Source organism: Streptomyces sp. NBC_01261, from assembly GCF_036226385.1.
In the GTDB taxonomy this organism is placed as follows: Bacteria; Actinomycetota; Actinomycetes; order Streptomycetales; family Streptomycetaceae; genus Streptomyces.
The window spans coordinates 9,318,587-9,332,697 of the sequence record NZ_CP108463.1 but is presented as its reverse complement, the minus strand read 5'-3'; the positions used below and the strand labels follow the sequence as shown (position 1 = coordinate 9,332,697).

The window sequence follows — 14,111 nt, the reverse complement described above, 5'->3', positions numbered from 1 at the left end:
AAATACTGCAGTCACTGCAACATTAGCGTAGCGTGGCGTACCGAAGGACGGAACCGTCCATCCCATGACCGTCAAGCTCCGACCAGGGACACGACACCCGGACCATCGCTCTTAGCGGCTCGATCCGTAGGGTGTTCCAGCGCCCCTGCCGCCAAGGAGGGATTCGACGTGAACTCGGGACAAATGGCACTCCGAGCCGTTCAACTCGTCGCACAGCGCGGCGGTGTGGCGTTGGCCGAGCTGGCGAGCGAGCTTCAGATACCGCGCTCCACCGCACACCGCGTCCTGGCCAACTGCACAGCCGCCGGCTACGTGCGCCAGGAACATTCCGGCAGTCGCTATGTCGCAGGTCCGGCCCTGCACGAGGTGGCGTTGCGAATGGCCTCGGTCGCGAGCGTGCACGACATGGTCGCGCCGATCCTCAGCAACCTGCGGGCGCAGTTGGAGCTCACCACCAGCGTGGGGATCCTCGAAGGCCGTTCGGTACGGTTCGTCGCATCCCTGGAGGGCGGCGGTACGCGCCCGCTCGCCTCGCGCCTGGGCAGGGTTGTCCCCGCGCACTCCGCAGCGGGCGGCAAGGTCATGCTCGCATTCTGCTCTCCGACGGATCTGGCCCATCGGTATCCCGGACGCAGCCTGGCACGGGCCACCAACCGCACGATCACTCACTGGGGCACCCTCATGTGCCAGTTGGACACGATCCGAACGCGTGGCTGGGGCACATCGATCGGCGAGAGCGAGCGCGGGGTCAACGGGCTCAGTGCGCCGATCATGACAGCGAGCGGCGAATCGGTCGCGTCGGTCAGCGTCGTCGCCGCCGCCCCCCGACTGTCCACCAGATCGGAGATCGTGGAGGTCGTAGGCCCACTGGTCGACGCGGCCGCACTCATCCAGCGGGAGCTTCGCGGCCGTCACCTCTCTCCCTGAGCCGCGTGCCTCCACCCGCGCCTGGCGAGGGTAGGCACGCCGCGTCGGCCCATGTCGAAGGCGGCCCGGCGACGCGACCTGTTGGCCACGTTGCCGGGCCACCCTGGGGCCGCGCTGCGTGCCGGTCAGTTCTGCAACCGGCTGAACGGAGAAAGATCCCGTGACCTCTGCTGGATCGCAGCCGCAATCGGGGCACGCGCGTCGCTGTAGCGGCGTAGTGCGGCGGGGATGCCGTCGGCGTCGGCACCGCGGAGGAACTCACCGAGGGCGGCGCCGTCCTGGATGGCCAGGTTGGCACCCTGACCCTCGGCCGGCAGCATCGGGTGCGCGGCGTCGCCGAGCAGAGTGATGCGGTTGCTGGTCCAGTCATGGATCGGCTCGCGATCGTGCATGCCGAACGCGATCACCTCGGTGTCGGTGCTGCGCCGCACGATCTCCAGCACGTCGGGGTGGAACCCGTCCAGTTTTTCCACCAGTTCGTCGCGCGGAATGGTGGTCCGCCATGAGTCGTCGCCGGCCTCGGCGACGGGCAGTACCGCGTCGAAGCCCACGTACTTGCCTTGGTGTGCGGTCATCGCGATGAAGGCGCCGACCCCCTGCGTACGCTGCCACATGAGGGACGTGGCACCTTCCGGCATCAGATCACGCACTCGGTCCGCCTCCACCACACCGGGATAGCTGTGCATGCCGCAGTAGACGGGCCTGTCGGAATGAAGCAACCGGCGGACCACCGAGTGGATGCCGTCGGCGCCGACGACGGCATCGGCGTGGGCGACGCTTCCGTCGGTGAAACGGATCTCGACCCGGTTCCCGTGGTCGACGATGGTCTCGCACCTGTGCGACAGATGGATCGACTCGGCGGGAAGCTGCGAGGCCAGCAACCGCTGCAGGTCCTGGCGGCGGATGACATGGTGTCGGGCGTCCGCCGGATCCTCGTCCTCGTCGAGTAGTTCGATCTCACCGAGGTACTCCCCCGTCTCGCCACTGACCATCCGAATAGTGCGGATCTGGAGTGTGAGCGGTTCGTAGGCGTCCCTGAGCCCCCAACTGTGGATTATGTCCACCGTCCGCGACCGGTTCCCTATGACCGTCCCGTTTTCCCGCATGCTGGAAGCCTGTTCGTACAGCTCGACCCGGAAGCCCTCCCGACGCAGACTGATCGCGGCTGCGAGCCCGCCGATACCCGCTCCGACGACGGCGACGGTGGCTGCTGTTCGTCCAGTGGTCACGCGCTTCTCCAGTTCGGTTGTGTCAGGTCCCGCCGGCGGGGCGGGCCGCCGGTTCGTTCCGGCAACGTGAGCGTCGGACACCACGGTCCGGGGACCCGCCATCGCGAGCCCCCAGCGCCCGCCTTCGCCCTCTTGACATCTAACGCCCCGCAAGCGAGTGTCCTATTAATCGCTGCATACGTCCTGCAACTCGGGACATGAAGAGCAGGAGGGTTGATGACGCTCCGGGCAGCACGCATACGGCAGCGGCCGAGCCGTCAACACCGTCCGTCGGCTCCGGAGCTACGGAGCCAAGGGCGCCGGCGGCATCGCGAAAGTCGGCGCCGGCGGGTCCTTGCGCAGGTTCTGCAGAGCGTCGGTCCACCGCAGCAGCTCGTCGAACATGGCCGTGGATTCCGTCTCGTGCTGCGGGCTGGGCCGGAAGGCTCCGTCCTGCACCAGCTGGAAGACGAACGGGATCGCCACGCCCTCCGGAACCGGCATCACCTTCAGGGTTGTCAGGACCTGCTTGAGAACCTGCACCGAGCGCAGCCCTGCCCCCGCACCGCCGTAGCTGACGAACGCGGCCGGCTTGTACAGCCACTCCCGGTGCAGGAAGGAAAGGGCATTGAGCAGCGAGGCAGGTGGGCCGTAGTTGTGCTCGGGCGTCACGAAGACGAAGGCATCGGCCTCCTCCACCGTGGCACTCCACGCACGGGTGTGCTCCTGGGTGTAGTGCCCCATCCGCGGCGGTATGGGCTCATCCAGCAGCGGGAGCCCGACCTCGGCCAGGTCGACGAGTTCGACATCGAAGCCGCCGTGACTGCCGGCGGCTTCCGCCGCCCACTGTCCGATGGGAAGTCCCAGACGGCCAGGACGGGTACTGCCGATGACGACGTGAAGTTTCGGCACTGGGGGGCCTTTCTTGTCCGTGGGTATGCGATCGAGGAGTCAGGACGGGTGCACGGGAGGAGGTCCGGGGTGCTTGGGCGGAGCCGCCATGGTGATGCCGCTCCAGTGCTCCGCCAGCAGCGCTCCGCGCACCCGGTAGGCGTCATAGACGTAGTAGGGGTACATGGCACCGCTGCCGTCGGGCTCGGGCTGGGGCAGCAGTCCGGCGAGGACCACGATGTCGCCCTCGGCCAGGAGCAGCCCCGGCGGACCGAGTTGCTCGGGCGGCGTCAGCACCGGGCCGTTCGGGAAGATGGTGCGCACGAACTCCTCCATCCCCGCCCGACCGGTCGGGTAGTGGGCGACGTGCTGGTGGTAGTCCTCGGCGACGAAGTCCTTGACCGCGTCCGGATTCTGCGCGTCGAACACACAGCGGTAGAAGTCGCGCACAAGCCGCTTGTTCGCCTCAGTGTCGATCTCCGGAGATGTCGATACAGAGACCGTCCGCGACGGGGTGCCCGGCGCGGGCCGCCGCGGCGGTGCGACCTTGTTGATGGACGGCCATCGCTCGGAGATCCGCCCGTCGCGGATCCGATAGGTGGTGAACGCGTAGTGGTCGACGGTGGCTCCGGGGGTGTGCGGGTCCGGCTGCGGCAGGTACACGCAGACGCAGACGAGGTCCTTCTCCGCCACGACGAAGACGGGCTCCTGCGGGACGGACGCGTCGGTCGCGGCGCCCCCCTCCGTCCGCTCCGCGTCCTCGCGCTCGAACTCCCGGCGCAGATGCTCGGCGAACGCGTCAGCACCGTCCGTCACGTCGGCGCCGTGCTGAACGAGGTCCGGGGAGACGTAGTCCCCCACCCGGCCGGGGCTGCGCGCGGCGATGACGTCCGTCAGGAAGCCGGTGACCAGCCGCTTGCCGGCACTGATCTCCGGGTCGAGTGAGGTGGCCATGAGGGCACCCCCTTCTGTTGATCCCGTCGCCTGGGACGGGGCGACCCGGTCGGGTCTCGTGGTGCGCGACACCTCTGGCGTCAGCACCCTCGAAAATCTAAACTGGACGGTACAGTGCAGTCAACCCGCGGGAGCGCCGAGCCGTCGTCGGCCCTCCCACTTCAGCCGCATGGAACGGAACATCATGACTTTTCTGGACGCAGCCGACTGGCAGGGTCGGATCTTCTCGGGGGGATGGATCAAGGGCTCCGGCGAGCCGTACGACTCCACCGAGCCGGCGACCGGCAAGACGCTGGGCCGTGTCGGTGCGGCCACGCCCGCCGATCTCGACCGGGCCGTGACGCACGCGGAGCACGCGCAGCGCATATGGGCGGCGCTCCCGTACATCGAGCGGGCGCAGGTCCTGCGGCGCGCCGCGGCCCTGTTCGAGAAGAACCGCCCGGAGATCGCGGAGTGGATCGTGCGCGAGTCGGGCGCTCTGCGGCCGTTCGCGGACATCCAGACGTCGAACGGCGCGGCCGAGGAGTGCTACGAGGCCGCGTCGCTCGCCGCGGCTCCCTTCGGCGAAGTGCTTCGGTCCGTCGAGGACCGCCTCTCGTTCTCGCGGCGACGCCCGGTGGGCATCGTAGGGGTCATCTCCCCGTTCAACGCGCCGCTGGTGCTGGCCATGCGGGCGGTGGCCCCGGCGCTGGCCCTCGGCAACGCGGTCGTCCTCAAGCCCGATCCGCGCACCGCGATCTGCGGAGGCGTCACCATCGCACGTGTCTTCGAGGAAGCTGGACTTCCGGACGGTCTCCTGCACGTCCTACCCGGTGGCGCCGACGTCGGTGCGGCCCTGGTGGACGACCCGCGAGTGCCCGTCATCGCCTTCACCGGGTCCACCGCGGCAGGGAAGGCCATCGCGACGGCAGCCGCGCAGCGGTTGAAGCGGGTGCACCTGGAGCTGGGCGGGAACTCGGCGCTGATCGTCCTGGACGACGCCGACCTGGACAAAGCAGTGTCCGCGGGCGCGTTCGGCTCGTTCCACCACTCCGGGCAGATCTGCATGGCCTCCAGCCGCCACCTCGTGCACGCCTCGGTCGCCGAGGAGTACACCGCCCGCCTCGCCGAGCACGCCGACGCGCTGCCTGTGGGCGATCCGATGACGGGCACGGTCCTCATGGGGCCCATGATCGACGAACGCCAGTTGCAGGCCGCCCACGCCATCGTCTCCGACAGCTTGGCCGCCGGTGCACGGCTCGCTGCGGGAGGCACCCACGAAGGCCTGTTCTACCGACCCACCGTCCTGGCCGAGGTGCCGCTCACCGCCCGCGCCTACGCGGACGAGATCTTCGGCCCGGTGGCACCCGTGGTGGCCTTCCACGATCTCGACGAGGCCGCCCGGCTGGCCTCGGACACCGGGTACGGGCTCTCCCTCGGCATCCTGACCCGCGACGTGGGCAAGGGCCTGGCACTGGCCGACCGTATCCCGTCCGGGCTGGTGCACATCAACGACCAGACCGTGAACGACGAGGCGACCGTCCCGTTCGGCGGGGTCGGCGACTCCGGCAACGGCTCCCGTCACGGGGGTACCGTCGCCAACATCGAGGCGTTCACCGAACAGCAGTGGGTCACGATCCGCAACGAGATCCCCAGCTATCCGTTCTGATCGAGGCCTCCCTGGCCTGGTGGCCAGGCCAGGGAAGCCGGCAACCCGTCAGGTCGGCATCCATCGCCACTGACCGCCCTGCCCACGTGTACCTGGAGCACTCCGATGACCTCAGTCACCCCCAGACCGGGTCTGGTCCCGCCCGACCCGATGACGATCGCCCCGCGTGCCGCAGCCCGGCCGCCGGCGCCACGGCTGGCGCAGGACGCCACCGACTGGGCGCCCGGCAACAAGTTCCTGAACGGCCCCTTCACCCCCTGGACCGAGGAGAACGAGGCCTACGACGTGGAGGTGGACGGGGAGATCCCCGCCGATCTCGCCGGAGCGTTGTTCCGGATCTCGTCCAACCCCCGATTCCAGCCGCGCGACGCCGACCGCTACCACTGGTGGGAGGGCGACGGCATGGTGTGCGGCATCTACCTGCGCGACGGCCGCGCCGCCTACCGCACCCGCTGGGTGACGACCGATTCCATGAAGTTCGAGGTGGAGCAGGGCGAGGCCGTCTACAGCGGATTCGCCAACGGCGGCACCCCAGGTCCGCTCCCCCAGGGCGCCCCACCCGCGAAGAACGTCGCCAACACCAACGTCGGCGTCTTCGACGACCACCTGCTCGTCTACTACGAGGGCGGTCTCCCGTACGCGATGCATCCCGAGACCCTGGAGACGTACGGCAGTCACGACTTCCACGGCGGCATCGACGTGCTGTGCACGGCCCACTTCAAGACCGACCCCGACAGCGGCGACATGCTCTTCTTCGCCGCGACCGGGCCTGTCATCACCTGGTACCGGGCGGACGTGAAGACCGGGCAGGTCGTCGACAGCCACAGCCTCGACATCAAGGTCCCCGTGCTGATGCACGACTTCGCCGTCAGCGACAACTACGCGATCTTCTTCGTCACCCCGGCCCAGTTCCGGCTCGACCACATCATGCAGGGCAAACCGGGGGTCGTCTGGGACGAGGCATCGCTCCCGCACGGAGTACAGATCGTGCTCATGGACCGCCGCACCCACGCCGTCACCTGGCACGAGGTGGGCGGCCACTGGGCCAATACCCACTTCTACAACGCCTACGAGCGCGACGGGCAGGTCGTTGTCGACGGGCACCGCATCACCCGCCTGGGCACTCCGGCCGACCGACTCGACACGCCGGTCACCTCGCACTCCTGGTTCCCGCCGTCCCTTCCCCACCGCTGGCGCGTCGACCTGGCGACCGGCAAGGCGACGGAGGAGATGACCGGCGGCGTCGCCGGTGAATTCCCGAGGATCAACGACTCCTACACGGGCCGGGAGCACCGCTACGGCTACTTCGTCACCACGCGCTCGCTGGCCGCGGACACCATGAGCGACGGTCTGGCCAAGCACGACTACCTGCGCGACGCCACCACCGTGGTCGAGGGCCCCGAGGCTCTGACCAGCCCCGGCGAACCCGTCTTCGTGGCCCGCGAGAACACCACCTCCGAGGACGACGGCTACCTGCTGACCCTGTGGTGGAACCGCCTCACAGGGCTGACCGAGCTGCTCATCCACGACGCCGCCGACCTGCGCCGCATCCCGCTCGCCCGGGTCAGGCTCCCGAGCCGCGTCCCCTTCGGCTTCCACGGCAACTGGGCCGACCGCGCGACCCTGGACCGCGCCGTCACCAACCTGCCAGGCGACACCGCCTGACACCGGAAAGCACACCCCACGAGGCTAGGTGCGCGGCGACGGAGAGATCCGCCGCCTCGCATCGGAATCATGAGGCAGAATGCCTGTCTCCTCCCCTTCCGGGGTCCCGCAACGCGGCAGACTGTACCGTGCAGTACGAATGCGACCGCACGGTAATGTTCCGCGCGGGATCAACGGGCGGATGCCAGGCGTCGCAAGGTCCGGCGCACCGGAAGGGGAGAGATGGCTGTCAAGGGATGTCCTCGCACAGGAGCTCCACGGGGCAAGCGGGAGATCATTCTCGACGCGGCCGTCGAGGTCTTCCTCGCCCGTGGGTTCGACCAGACCTCGATGGACGCGGTGGCTGCGCAGGCCGGCGTGTCGAAGACAACCGTCTACGCGCACTTCGGCGACAAGGTGGAGCTCTTTCGGTCGGTGATCGAACGAGGTGCTTCCTACCTCGACTTCGACCTCGACCAGGCGATGCTCTCGTCCGTCGACGACCCGGAGGAACGGCTGGTACGCATCATCCTCAAGCTCCTGGAGGCGACCACCTCGCCGCAGTACCTGGCCCTCGTCCGGGTGATGGCCACCGAGACCGTCCGGCGCCCCGAGTTGACTGCGGCCCTCCACTCGCTCGGCAGCCCTCATGTCATCGACGTGGTCGCCACCACGCTCCAGGAGGACGCGCACCGACACGGCTACACGCTGCCCGACGCGAGTGCGTACGCCGTGCTTTTCACGCGCATGGCCGCGGCCGGACTCCAGATGGACGCCCTGTTGGACCCCGAGGCCGACCAGGGCTCCGCACGGCTCCTGGCACACGCCCGCTGGACGACGGCGCTCTTCCTTCGCGCCCTGCGCGCCCTGGACGCCGGCGACCTGCCCGACACCCCCGCCCTGACCCACATCTTCCCCTGGACACCGAGCGGGACCACCTGATCCTCTCCACCTCGCGCCCGTCCGGTCTTCCCCTCCTCCCCGGCCGGGTCCGACGAACGCCGGGCGGCCCCTGGTCACCTCCGCATCAGATTGCCTGACGCAGGGACCTTGACCCGGACACTGCACTGCACCGTACAGTTCAAAAGCTGCGGTGCTCACCACAGCCTGCGAGCCGTTCACAGTCGGCCGCGACGCCTGGCCGCACGGCGACGACGCCGTGCCCGCGCGAGGAAGGACGCCGATGTCCCCTACCCGGCCCAGCCCCGATCCCCTCCTGGTCGACAAGCCTCCCCGCCCCACCAAAATCTCGTTGCGGGAGTACCTTTCCGACCTCCGGCACTATCCAGCAGCGGCATGGAAAGCCGCAGTCGCCTGCGTGCTCGCCATGATCCTCAGCCCGGTAGCCCTGGGCACGACGGTCACATTCATCGTCGAGCCCATGTCCAGCGACTTCGGCTGGTCGCAGTCGAAGACCCTGACCGCCTTCAGCATCCCGACCATCATGGCCCCGTTCGCCCTGCCGTTCGCCGGCCGCTGCGTCGACCGCTGGGGCGCCCGGGTCATCGCCATACCGGGTGTCGCCGTGTACGCGCTCGGAACCGGCGCGGTCGGCATCGTCGGTCCGAGCACCGTGCAACTGGTCCTGGCCCTGCTGGTGGCCAATCTCGCCGGGTACATCGCCATCCTCGGCGTCGTCTACAAGGTCGTCTCGCAATGGTTTCCCCGCCACCGTGCGTCGGGCTACTCACTGCTCATCGGCGTCGCGTCCAGTCTGGGCGGCGCCGTGCTCTCGCCCCTGTCCCAGCTGTCCATCGACGGAATCGGCTGGCGGGCGACCTACATGGTGCTCGGCGCGAGCGTCCTGCTGATCGTCTTCCCCGCCCAGGTGTTCCTGCTCACCGAGCCGAAGCGGGCGGCGCAGACAGCCGAGAACCAGCCCGGACCGAGCCTTCCGCTGGCACCGGAGGCAGCGGGCATGCCGCTCGGCAAGGCCCTGCGCACTCGCGCCTGGCTGCTCATGGTCGTCATCCTGACCCTGTCGGCCGGCGTGGCGATGAGCGTCCGCCTGAACGCCGTGTCGCTCTTCGACGAACGCGGCTACTCGGCGACCACCGTGTCACTGTCGGTGTCGGTCCTGCTCGTGGCATCGATCGTCGGGCAGTTCCTCGCAGGTTTCACTCTTGACCGGTCGACGAGCGCCCGCGATTTCGTCCCGTACTCGGTGTGCCTCCTGGTCGGCACGGTCTCGATCTTCGTCGCCAACGGCAGCGTGTGGCCGCTCTACTTCTCCATGGCACTCCTGGGACTCATGACGGGTGCGGAATCCACGGTCGGCCCGTACCTGGTGGCCCGCTACTTCGGGCTGCGGGCGTTCGCCCAACTCCAGGGCCTGTCCCTGGGAATCGTCATCTTCGTCGGCATCGGCCTTCTCCCAATCCTGACGCAGGCATCGGCCGAGAGAACGGGCGGATACGGCACCGCACTGGTCGTCGCGAGCCTGGCGGGGGCACTCACCCTTAGCCTGCTCTTCCTGCTGCCGCGCTATCCGGCCGACGGCGACGTCGCGGACACCGGCGAGCAACAGCCGGACCGGGCGTTGACCACGGGATGAAGTCCCGCCTGACCGCTCGGACGCGTCCGGCTTCAGCCAGCCGGTGCCGTACGCGCACACCATGATCTCCACCCCGGCCCCGGCCCCGGCCGGCACGAACGGCAGGGTGTGCTGCACGAGGGACGGCAGGCTGATCAGGCACTCGGCCACTGGACCTCGCAACAGCTCCAGTTCCAGGGGCAGTTCGGGTCGTACGATCTCCATCTCCGACTGCTCGGCGAGCATGCGCAGTTTCTCCGGGGGCTCCCGGCGGTGGGCGTAGTAACGCTCGGCGTTCCATCCGTGGGCCAGCAAGGCGACTTCGTCGACGTACCGGGCCGGGTCGATCAGTCCCGTCCCCGCGAGTGACGTATCGATCACATCGGTGCCGGGGCGGACCTCGGGCAAACCGAAGCGTTGCCGGGACCAGGAGTAGGTGTTCCTGGACGCGGTCCCGCCAGGCGGTAGTTGCAGGCCGCTGTCACGCAAGAGAACACTTCTGGGCAGCAGCGGCCGCCGCCCGGCGTCATCCGGCGGCCTGCCCAGGCCGCTGCGGACGGGACACGCACCGCCGTGCAATGCCGGTGGACCAAGGGGTGGCCGGCGAGGAGTTCCCCGGAGAGCTCCAGAGCGGCGATGCCTTCGTCGACCAGGATGCTGTCCCGGGCCCGCGACAGCGGCAACAGCCGCTGGATGATCCGCGAGAACGGGTCGCCGACGACGAGCCGTCCGGCCCCGGCCAGTTTCGGCGCCAGCATGGTCACGGCACGGGTGAGGCGGAACGGGATCCTGCGGACGTCGTACAGACTGACGACCAGGCCCTCGCAGCGGGCCGGGTCCGGTTCCCCGTCGCGCTCTCCGAGTGCCCACTCCAGCAGGTTCAGCATCGGGGCGCGGGAGACTCGACGAGCGCGAGGGTGCCGCTCATGGTACGACGGGCAGTGCGGCGTCCGTAGGTCGCACGCGCCGCAGCTTCTTCACCGGGCCGAGTTCGGAGTCGTAGACCCGCTTCACCCCGTCGCCCAGCGCCTCCTCGATGAGCCGAGTGTCTCGCACCAGACGGACCAGGCCGTGCGGCTCCACCGACGCCGACTGGTCCGAACCCCAGTTGGAACGGTCGAGAGTGATGTGCCGCTCGACGACAGGCGCCGAGGGCGCCGGCGGCGAGCGTGGTACGCAGGCCGATCTCGTGGCCGGAGTAGCCGATCGGCACGTTCGGGTGCCAGCCGGCCAGCGTGCCCAGGACACTCGGGTTGAGCTCACCGGCGGGAGCCGGGTAGGTCGAAACGGCATGGCAGAGAAGGATGTTGGCCGAACCGAGCACCTCCACGGCGTGCCGAATCTGCTGCGGAGTGGACATGCCCGTGGACAAGGCAATCGTCTTGCCGGTGGCCCGCAGAGTGCGAAGAAACTCGTCGTCCGTCAGCGAGGCGGAGGCCACCTTGTGCGCCCTGACGTTCTCGAAGCGCTCCAGTAACCCCACGCTGGGCGCGTCCCACGGCGAGGCGAACCAGTCGATGCCTTTACTCGCCGTCGTCCTCGTCGAACTCGACGCGGTGACGGTAATCGAGGTACGTCATGCGCCCGCACGGGGTGTCCCGCTCGATGTCCCACTGGTCGCGCGGGGTACAGATCTCCGGGGTGCGCTTCTGGAACTTGACCGCGTCGCAACCCACCTCCGCCGCCGCGTCAATGAGCGCGAAGGCATCCACCAGGAGCCGTTGTGGTTGATACCGATCTCACCGACGACGCACACCGGGTGACCGGGACCGACCAACCGGTCACCGATCTTGCGAGTGCGGACACCCACGTTCGCCTGAACCTGGCTCATTTCACGCAGGCCTACGTGCCCTGGCCGCGGTACCACCACGGCCAGGGCGACAGAAGACGCTCGTGCAGGGCTTTCTCGATCTCGCGCGGATACACGTTGTAACCGCCGGAGACGATCACGCCCTTCTTCCTTCTTCCGGACGACGATGTACGGGTACCCGTCGGACTCGTCCCGGACAGACCGACAGACCGGAAGCCCTCCACACCGATGACTCGCCGGTGGCCGCTTCGCCGCAGCCGGTTCTCTTACGGCACCGGGTTCCAGCCGTCATTGCCGGCCAGGTAGTTTTGGGCGGTATAGCTCGCGGCCGTCGAGGCGCTCATCTGCGGTCGGTCGCTGGTTCCCTGGGTGACACCGGAACCGGTGTTGTTGTACTCCGAGAACCGGCAGGTCTTCCAGGAGAAGCCGCCCATGTCCTGCCAGGCGCCGGCCTGCCGGATGTGGCCGCCGAGCGTGGAGTCCCGGACGAGCACCTGGCCTGTCGCGTCCGCGGCGCCGCCAGCGTGCCAACAGCGGCCCAGCGCCACCGTCTGCGAGGCGGCGGCGCTCAGCAGTGTCGACCGGGTGATCAGGATGCCGTACTTGTTGCTGGTGTTGGTGGCCGCCGCGGTGATGTACCCGTTGTTGGTGCTGGCGCGGTCGAGCGAGCGGATTGTCGAACTGTCGATCACCAGAGCCCCGTTGCCGTAGATGAAGTCGACGGCTCCCTCAATGTAGCTCTTGTAAACGTACTGGCGGACCTGGGAACTGCCCGTGCCGCCCCAGGACAGGAAGGTGTCCTGGTAGCCGAGCAACCGGACGTTACGGTAGAACTGCCGGTCGCCGCCTGCGTACAGAGCCAGGGCCTGACTGTCGTGGGCAGCGTAGGTGTTGGCGATCGTGAGGCCCTTGATCGTGGTGTTCGCGGCCAGGTTCAGCACGGTGGCGCTGCCGGCCGTCCCGGCGGTGGAGGCCGGGGCACTGCCGGTGATCACGATGTCGGTCGAGGTGCCCGTGGCACCCTGCAGGGTGATGCCGGACTTGCTCGACGGAATGGACACCTGCCCCTGATAGGTGCCGGCCTTGATGGTGATGACGGTTCCTGTGGAGGCGGCAGCGACGGCTGCCTGGATGGTGGTGTAGTTGCCCGACCCATCGGCGGCGACCGTGATCGTGGTGGCGGCAGCGGCATTGTCGGTGCCGACGGTGACGGCTGTGGCCACGGTGACCAAGGCGGCGACAGCGGCGCGGGCGCTCGTGAATCGGCGGCCGGCGACGCGTCTGGCAAGAAAGGGCATGTGGGGCTGCTTTCTCTTGGCCGGGCCGAGGCGCGGCAGACGGATGAGCCGAAGGGGCGACGGGCCCTCAGTAGGGTGCGGTGGTGGGCCAGACGATCGTGCTGGTGGGGATCGCGTCGTCGAGTTTCTGGAAGTCGGCCGCGGGGATGACGGCTCCGCTGCTGAGCGAGCGGGCGATCAGGCGGGCAACCTGGATCGCGCCGTACGCCTGGAAGTGGGTGTTGTCCGCGATTCCGTCCGGGTAGTTGGGGTACTCCCCGGCTGACAGGATCATGAAGTAGTTCTTGGTGCCCTCGACCCCCTGCGCGTTCCACAGCCGCGTACTCGATGCAGTCAGGTCGATCAGCGGCACACCTTTGGCCGTGGCGAGTTCGATCATCGCGGCCGGATACGCGCCATGACTGGGCGTGATGACGCCGGCGCTGTTGAAGCGGCGTCGCTCGACCGGCGTGATGAGGACCGGGTTCGCTCCCTTGGCCCGCGCCTTGTCGATGTACTGCGACAGGTAGGACTTGTACGTCGTCGCCGGGATCGTGTAGCGAGTGGGGTCGTCGGATTTTTCGTCGTTGTGCCCGAACGAGATGAGGAGGTAGTCACCTTTGGTGATGAGGCCGAGGATGTGGTCGAGCCGGCCGAGGTCGATGAAACTCTTGGAACTGGCACCCGATTTGGCGACGTTCACGACCACCGCGTTGGAGTTGAGGAAGACGGGCAGTGCCTGCCCCCAACCGGTCCGGGGCGCCTGACTGGTGGTGTAGGTCGACGCGGTCGAGTCGCCTGCGACGTACACGTGCACCGGGGTCGCGGCATAAGCGTCGGTCGTACTGCGGCCCAACATGACGAGCGGCAGCGCACCCAAGCACACCGCCAGGGCCAACAGCGCGCGCCAGGGGCGCGGAACAGCATGCCAACGAGGTCTATGGCTCACGGTCACACTCCTTTCGACAGGCCGCCGTGCGGCGGGAGCGGACATCGTTTCGTTCGGCCGATGGGCAGCCTGTCGCGCGAAATTTGCCATGCCCGGGGATGAAGATTTTCCACTTCAGGCTCAAGCCGACGCGTGAGCCCGCGCCCCATTCCCCTACCGACCAACACGTAGCCGTGCGCCACGGGGTTCGATGCCTGACGCAGGATCAGGTATGTGAGTCGGCCGCACTCGGTCCGCGCGACGGGCCGGAGGCCGGCCTTTCTTCGCCCC

General features: G+C 68.4%; 11 protein-coding genes and 1 pseudogene. 5 read left to right on the top strand and 7 right to left on the bottom strand.

The window, feature by feature from the left end; translation table 11 throughout:
* Nucleotides 1-168: 168 nt before the first annotated feature.
* Nucleotides 169-927 (top strand): IclR family transcriptional regulator, encoded by a 759-nt coding sequence (locus OG226_RS41500; RefSeq protein ID WP_329351919.1) that lies wholly within the window; start codon nt 169-171, stop codon nt 925-927.
* 125 nt (nt 928-1,052) lie between these two features.
* Here the strand turns inward: OG226_RS41500 and OG226_RS41495 are convergent, their stop codons facing one another.
* The 3 genes from OG226_RS41495 to OG226_RS41485 form a co-directional block, all read right to left on the bottom strand.
* Nucleotides 1,053-2,156 carry an FAD-dependent oxidoreductase gene (locus OG226_RS41495; RefSeq protein ID WP_329351918.1) on the bottom strand — a complete coding sequence of 368 codons (1,104 nt, stop codon included), beginning with the start codon at nt 2,154-2,156 and terminating at the stop codon, nt 1,053-1,055.
* A gap of 282 nt (nt 2,157-2,438) precedes the next feature.
* On the bottom strand, nt 2,439-3,047 hold the full coding sequence (locus OG226_RS41490; RefSeq protein ID WP_329351917.1) for an NADPH-dependent FMN reductase: 609 nt from the start codon (nt 3,045-3,047) through the stop codon (nt 2,439-2,441).
* A gap of 39 nt (nt 3,048-3,086) precedes the next feature.
* A complete protein-coding gene (locus tag OG226_RS41485; RefSeq protein WP_329351916.1) occupies nt 3,087-3,980 on the bottom strand; it encodes a nuclear transport factor 2 family protein in 894 nt (297 codons plus the stop codon).
* 184 nt (nt 3,981-4,164) lie between these two features.
* Between OG226_RS41485 and OG226_RS41480 the strand changes: the two genes are divergently transcribed.
* The 4 genes from OG226_RS41480 to OG226_RS41465 all read left to right on the top strand — a co-directional run bounded on the left by OG226_RS41480 (nt 4,165) and on the right by OG226_RS41465 (nt 9,826).
* Entirely contained in the window at nt 4,165-5,628 is a 1,464-nt protein-coding gene (locus tag OG226_RS41480; RefSeq protein WP_329351914.1) for a benzaldehyde dehydrogenase, read from the top strand.
* Nucleotides 5,629-5,733: 105 nt separating this feature from the next.
* Nucleotides 5,734-7,293, top strand: coding sequence for a carotenoid oxygenase family protein (locus OG226_RS41475; RefSeq protein WP_329351913.1), 1,560 nt, complete (start codon nt 5,734-5,736; stop codon nt 7,291-7,293).
* A 222-nt stretch (nt 7,294-7,515) separates the two neighbouring features.
* A complete protein-coding gene (locus OG226_RS41470; protein ID WP_329351912.1) occupies nt 7,516-8,214 on the top strand; it encodes a TetR/AcrR family transcriptional regulator in 699 nt (232 codons plus the stop codon).
* A gap of 241 nt (nt 8,215-8,455) precedes the next feature.
* Complete coding sequence (locus OG226_RS41465; protein WP_329351911.1) at nt 8,456-9,826, top strand: MFS transporter; 1,371 nt, start codon at nt 8,456-8,458, stop codon at nt 9,824-9,826.
* Between the two features lie 356 nt (nt 9,827-10,182).
* Here the strand turns inward: OG226_RS41465 and OG226_RS41460 are convergent, their stop codons facing one another.
* The 4 genes and pseudogenes from OG226_RS41460 to OG226_RS41445 form a co-directional block, all read right to left on the bottom strand.
* The gene (locus OG226_RS41460) at nt 10,183-10,692 is read right to left on the bottom strand and encodes a hypothetical protein (protein ID WP_329351910.1); all 510 of its coding nucleotides are present in this window, start codon (nt 10,690-10,692) and stop codon (nt 10,183-10,185) included.
* Nucleotides 10,693-10,729: 37 nt separating this feature from the next.
* Nucleotides 10,730-11,636 (bottom strand): annotated as a pseudogene (locus tag OG226_RS41455) (N-acetylneuraminate synthase family protein).
* A gap of 245 nt (nt 11,637-11,881) precedes the next feature.
* Entirely contained in the window at nt 11,882-12,913 is a 1,032-nt protein-coding gene (locus tag OG226_RS41450; protein ID WP_329351908.1) for a pectinesterase family protein, read from the bottom strand.
* A 67-nt stretch (nt 12,914-12,980) separates the two neighbouring features.
* Nucleotides 12,981-13,841: a rhamnogalacturonan acetylesterase gene (locus OG226_RS41445; protein ID WP_329351906.1), complete on the bottom strand. Its 861-nt coding sequence runs from the start codon at nt 13,839-13,841 to the stop codon at nt 12,981-12,983.
* Nucleotides 13,842-14,111 lie beyond the last annotated feature (270 nt).

Excerpts from the sequence above, each read along its gene's own strand:
- OG226_RS41485 (WP_329351916.1), bottom strand. The coding sequence starts at position 3,980 with ATGGCCACCTCACTCGACCCGGAGATCAGTGCCGGCAAGCGGCTGGTC.
- OG226_RS41480 (WP_329351914.1), top strand. The coding sequence starts at position 4,165 with ATGACTTTTCTGGACGCAGCCGACTGGCAGGGTCGGATCTTCTCGGGG.
- OG226_RS41475 (WP_329351913.1), top strand. The coding sequence starts at position 5,734 with ATGACCTCAGTCACCCCCAGACCGGGTCTGGTCCCGCCCGACCCGATG.
- OG226_RS41470 (WP_329351912.1), top strand. The coding sequence starts at position 7,516 with ATGGCTGTCAAGGGATGTCCTCGCACAGGAGCTCCACGGGGCAAGCGG.
- OG226_RS41465 (WP_329351911.1), top strand. The coding sequence starts at position 8,456 with ATGTCCCCTACCCGGCCCAGCCCCGATCCCCTCCTGGTCGACAAGCCT.
- OG226_RS41460 (WP_329351910.1), bottom strand. The coding sequence starts at position 10,692 with ATGCTGAACCTGCTGGAGTGGGCACTCGGAGAGCGCGACGGGGAACCG.
- OG226_RS41450 (WP_329351908.1), bottom strand. The coding sequence starts at position 12,913 with ATGCCCTTTCTTGCCAGACGCGTCGCCGGCCGCCGATTCACGAGCGCC.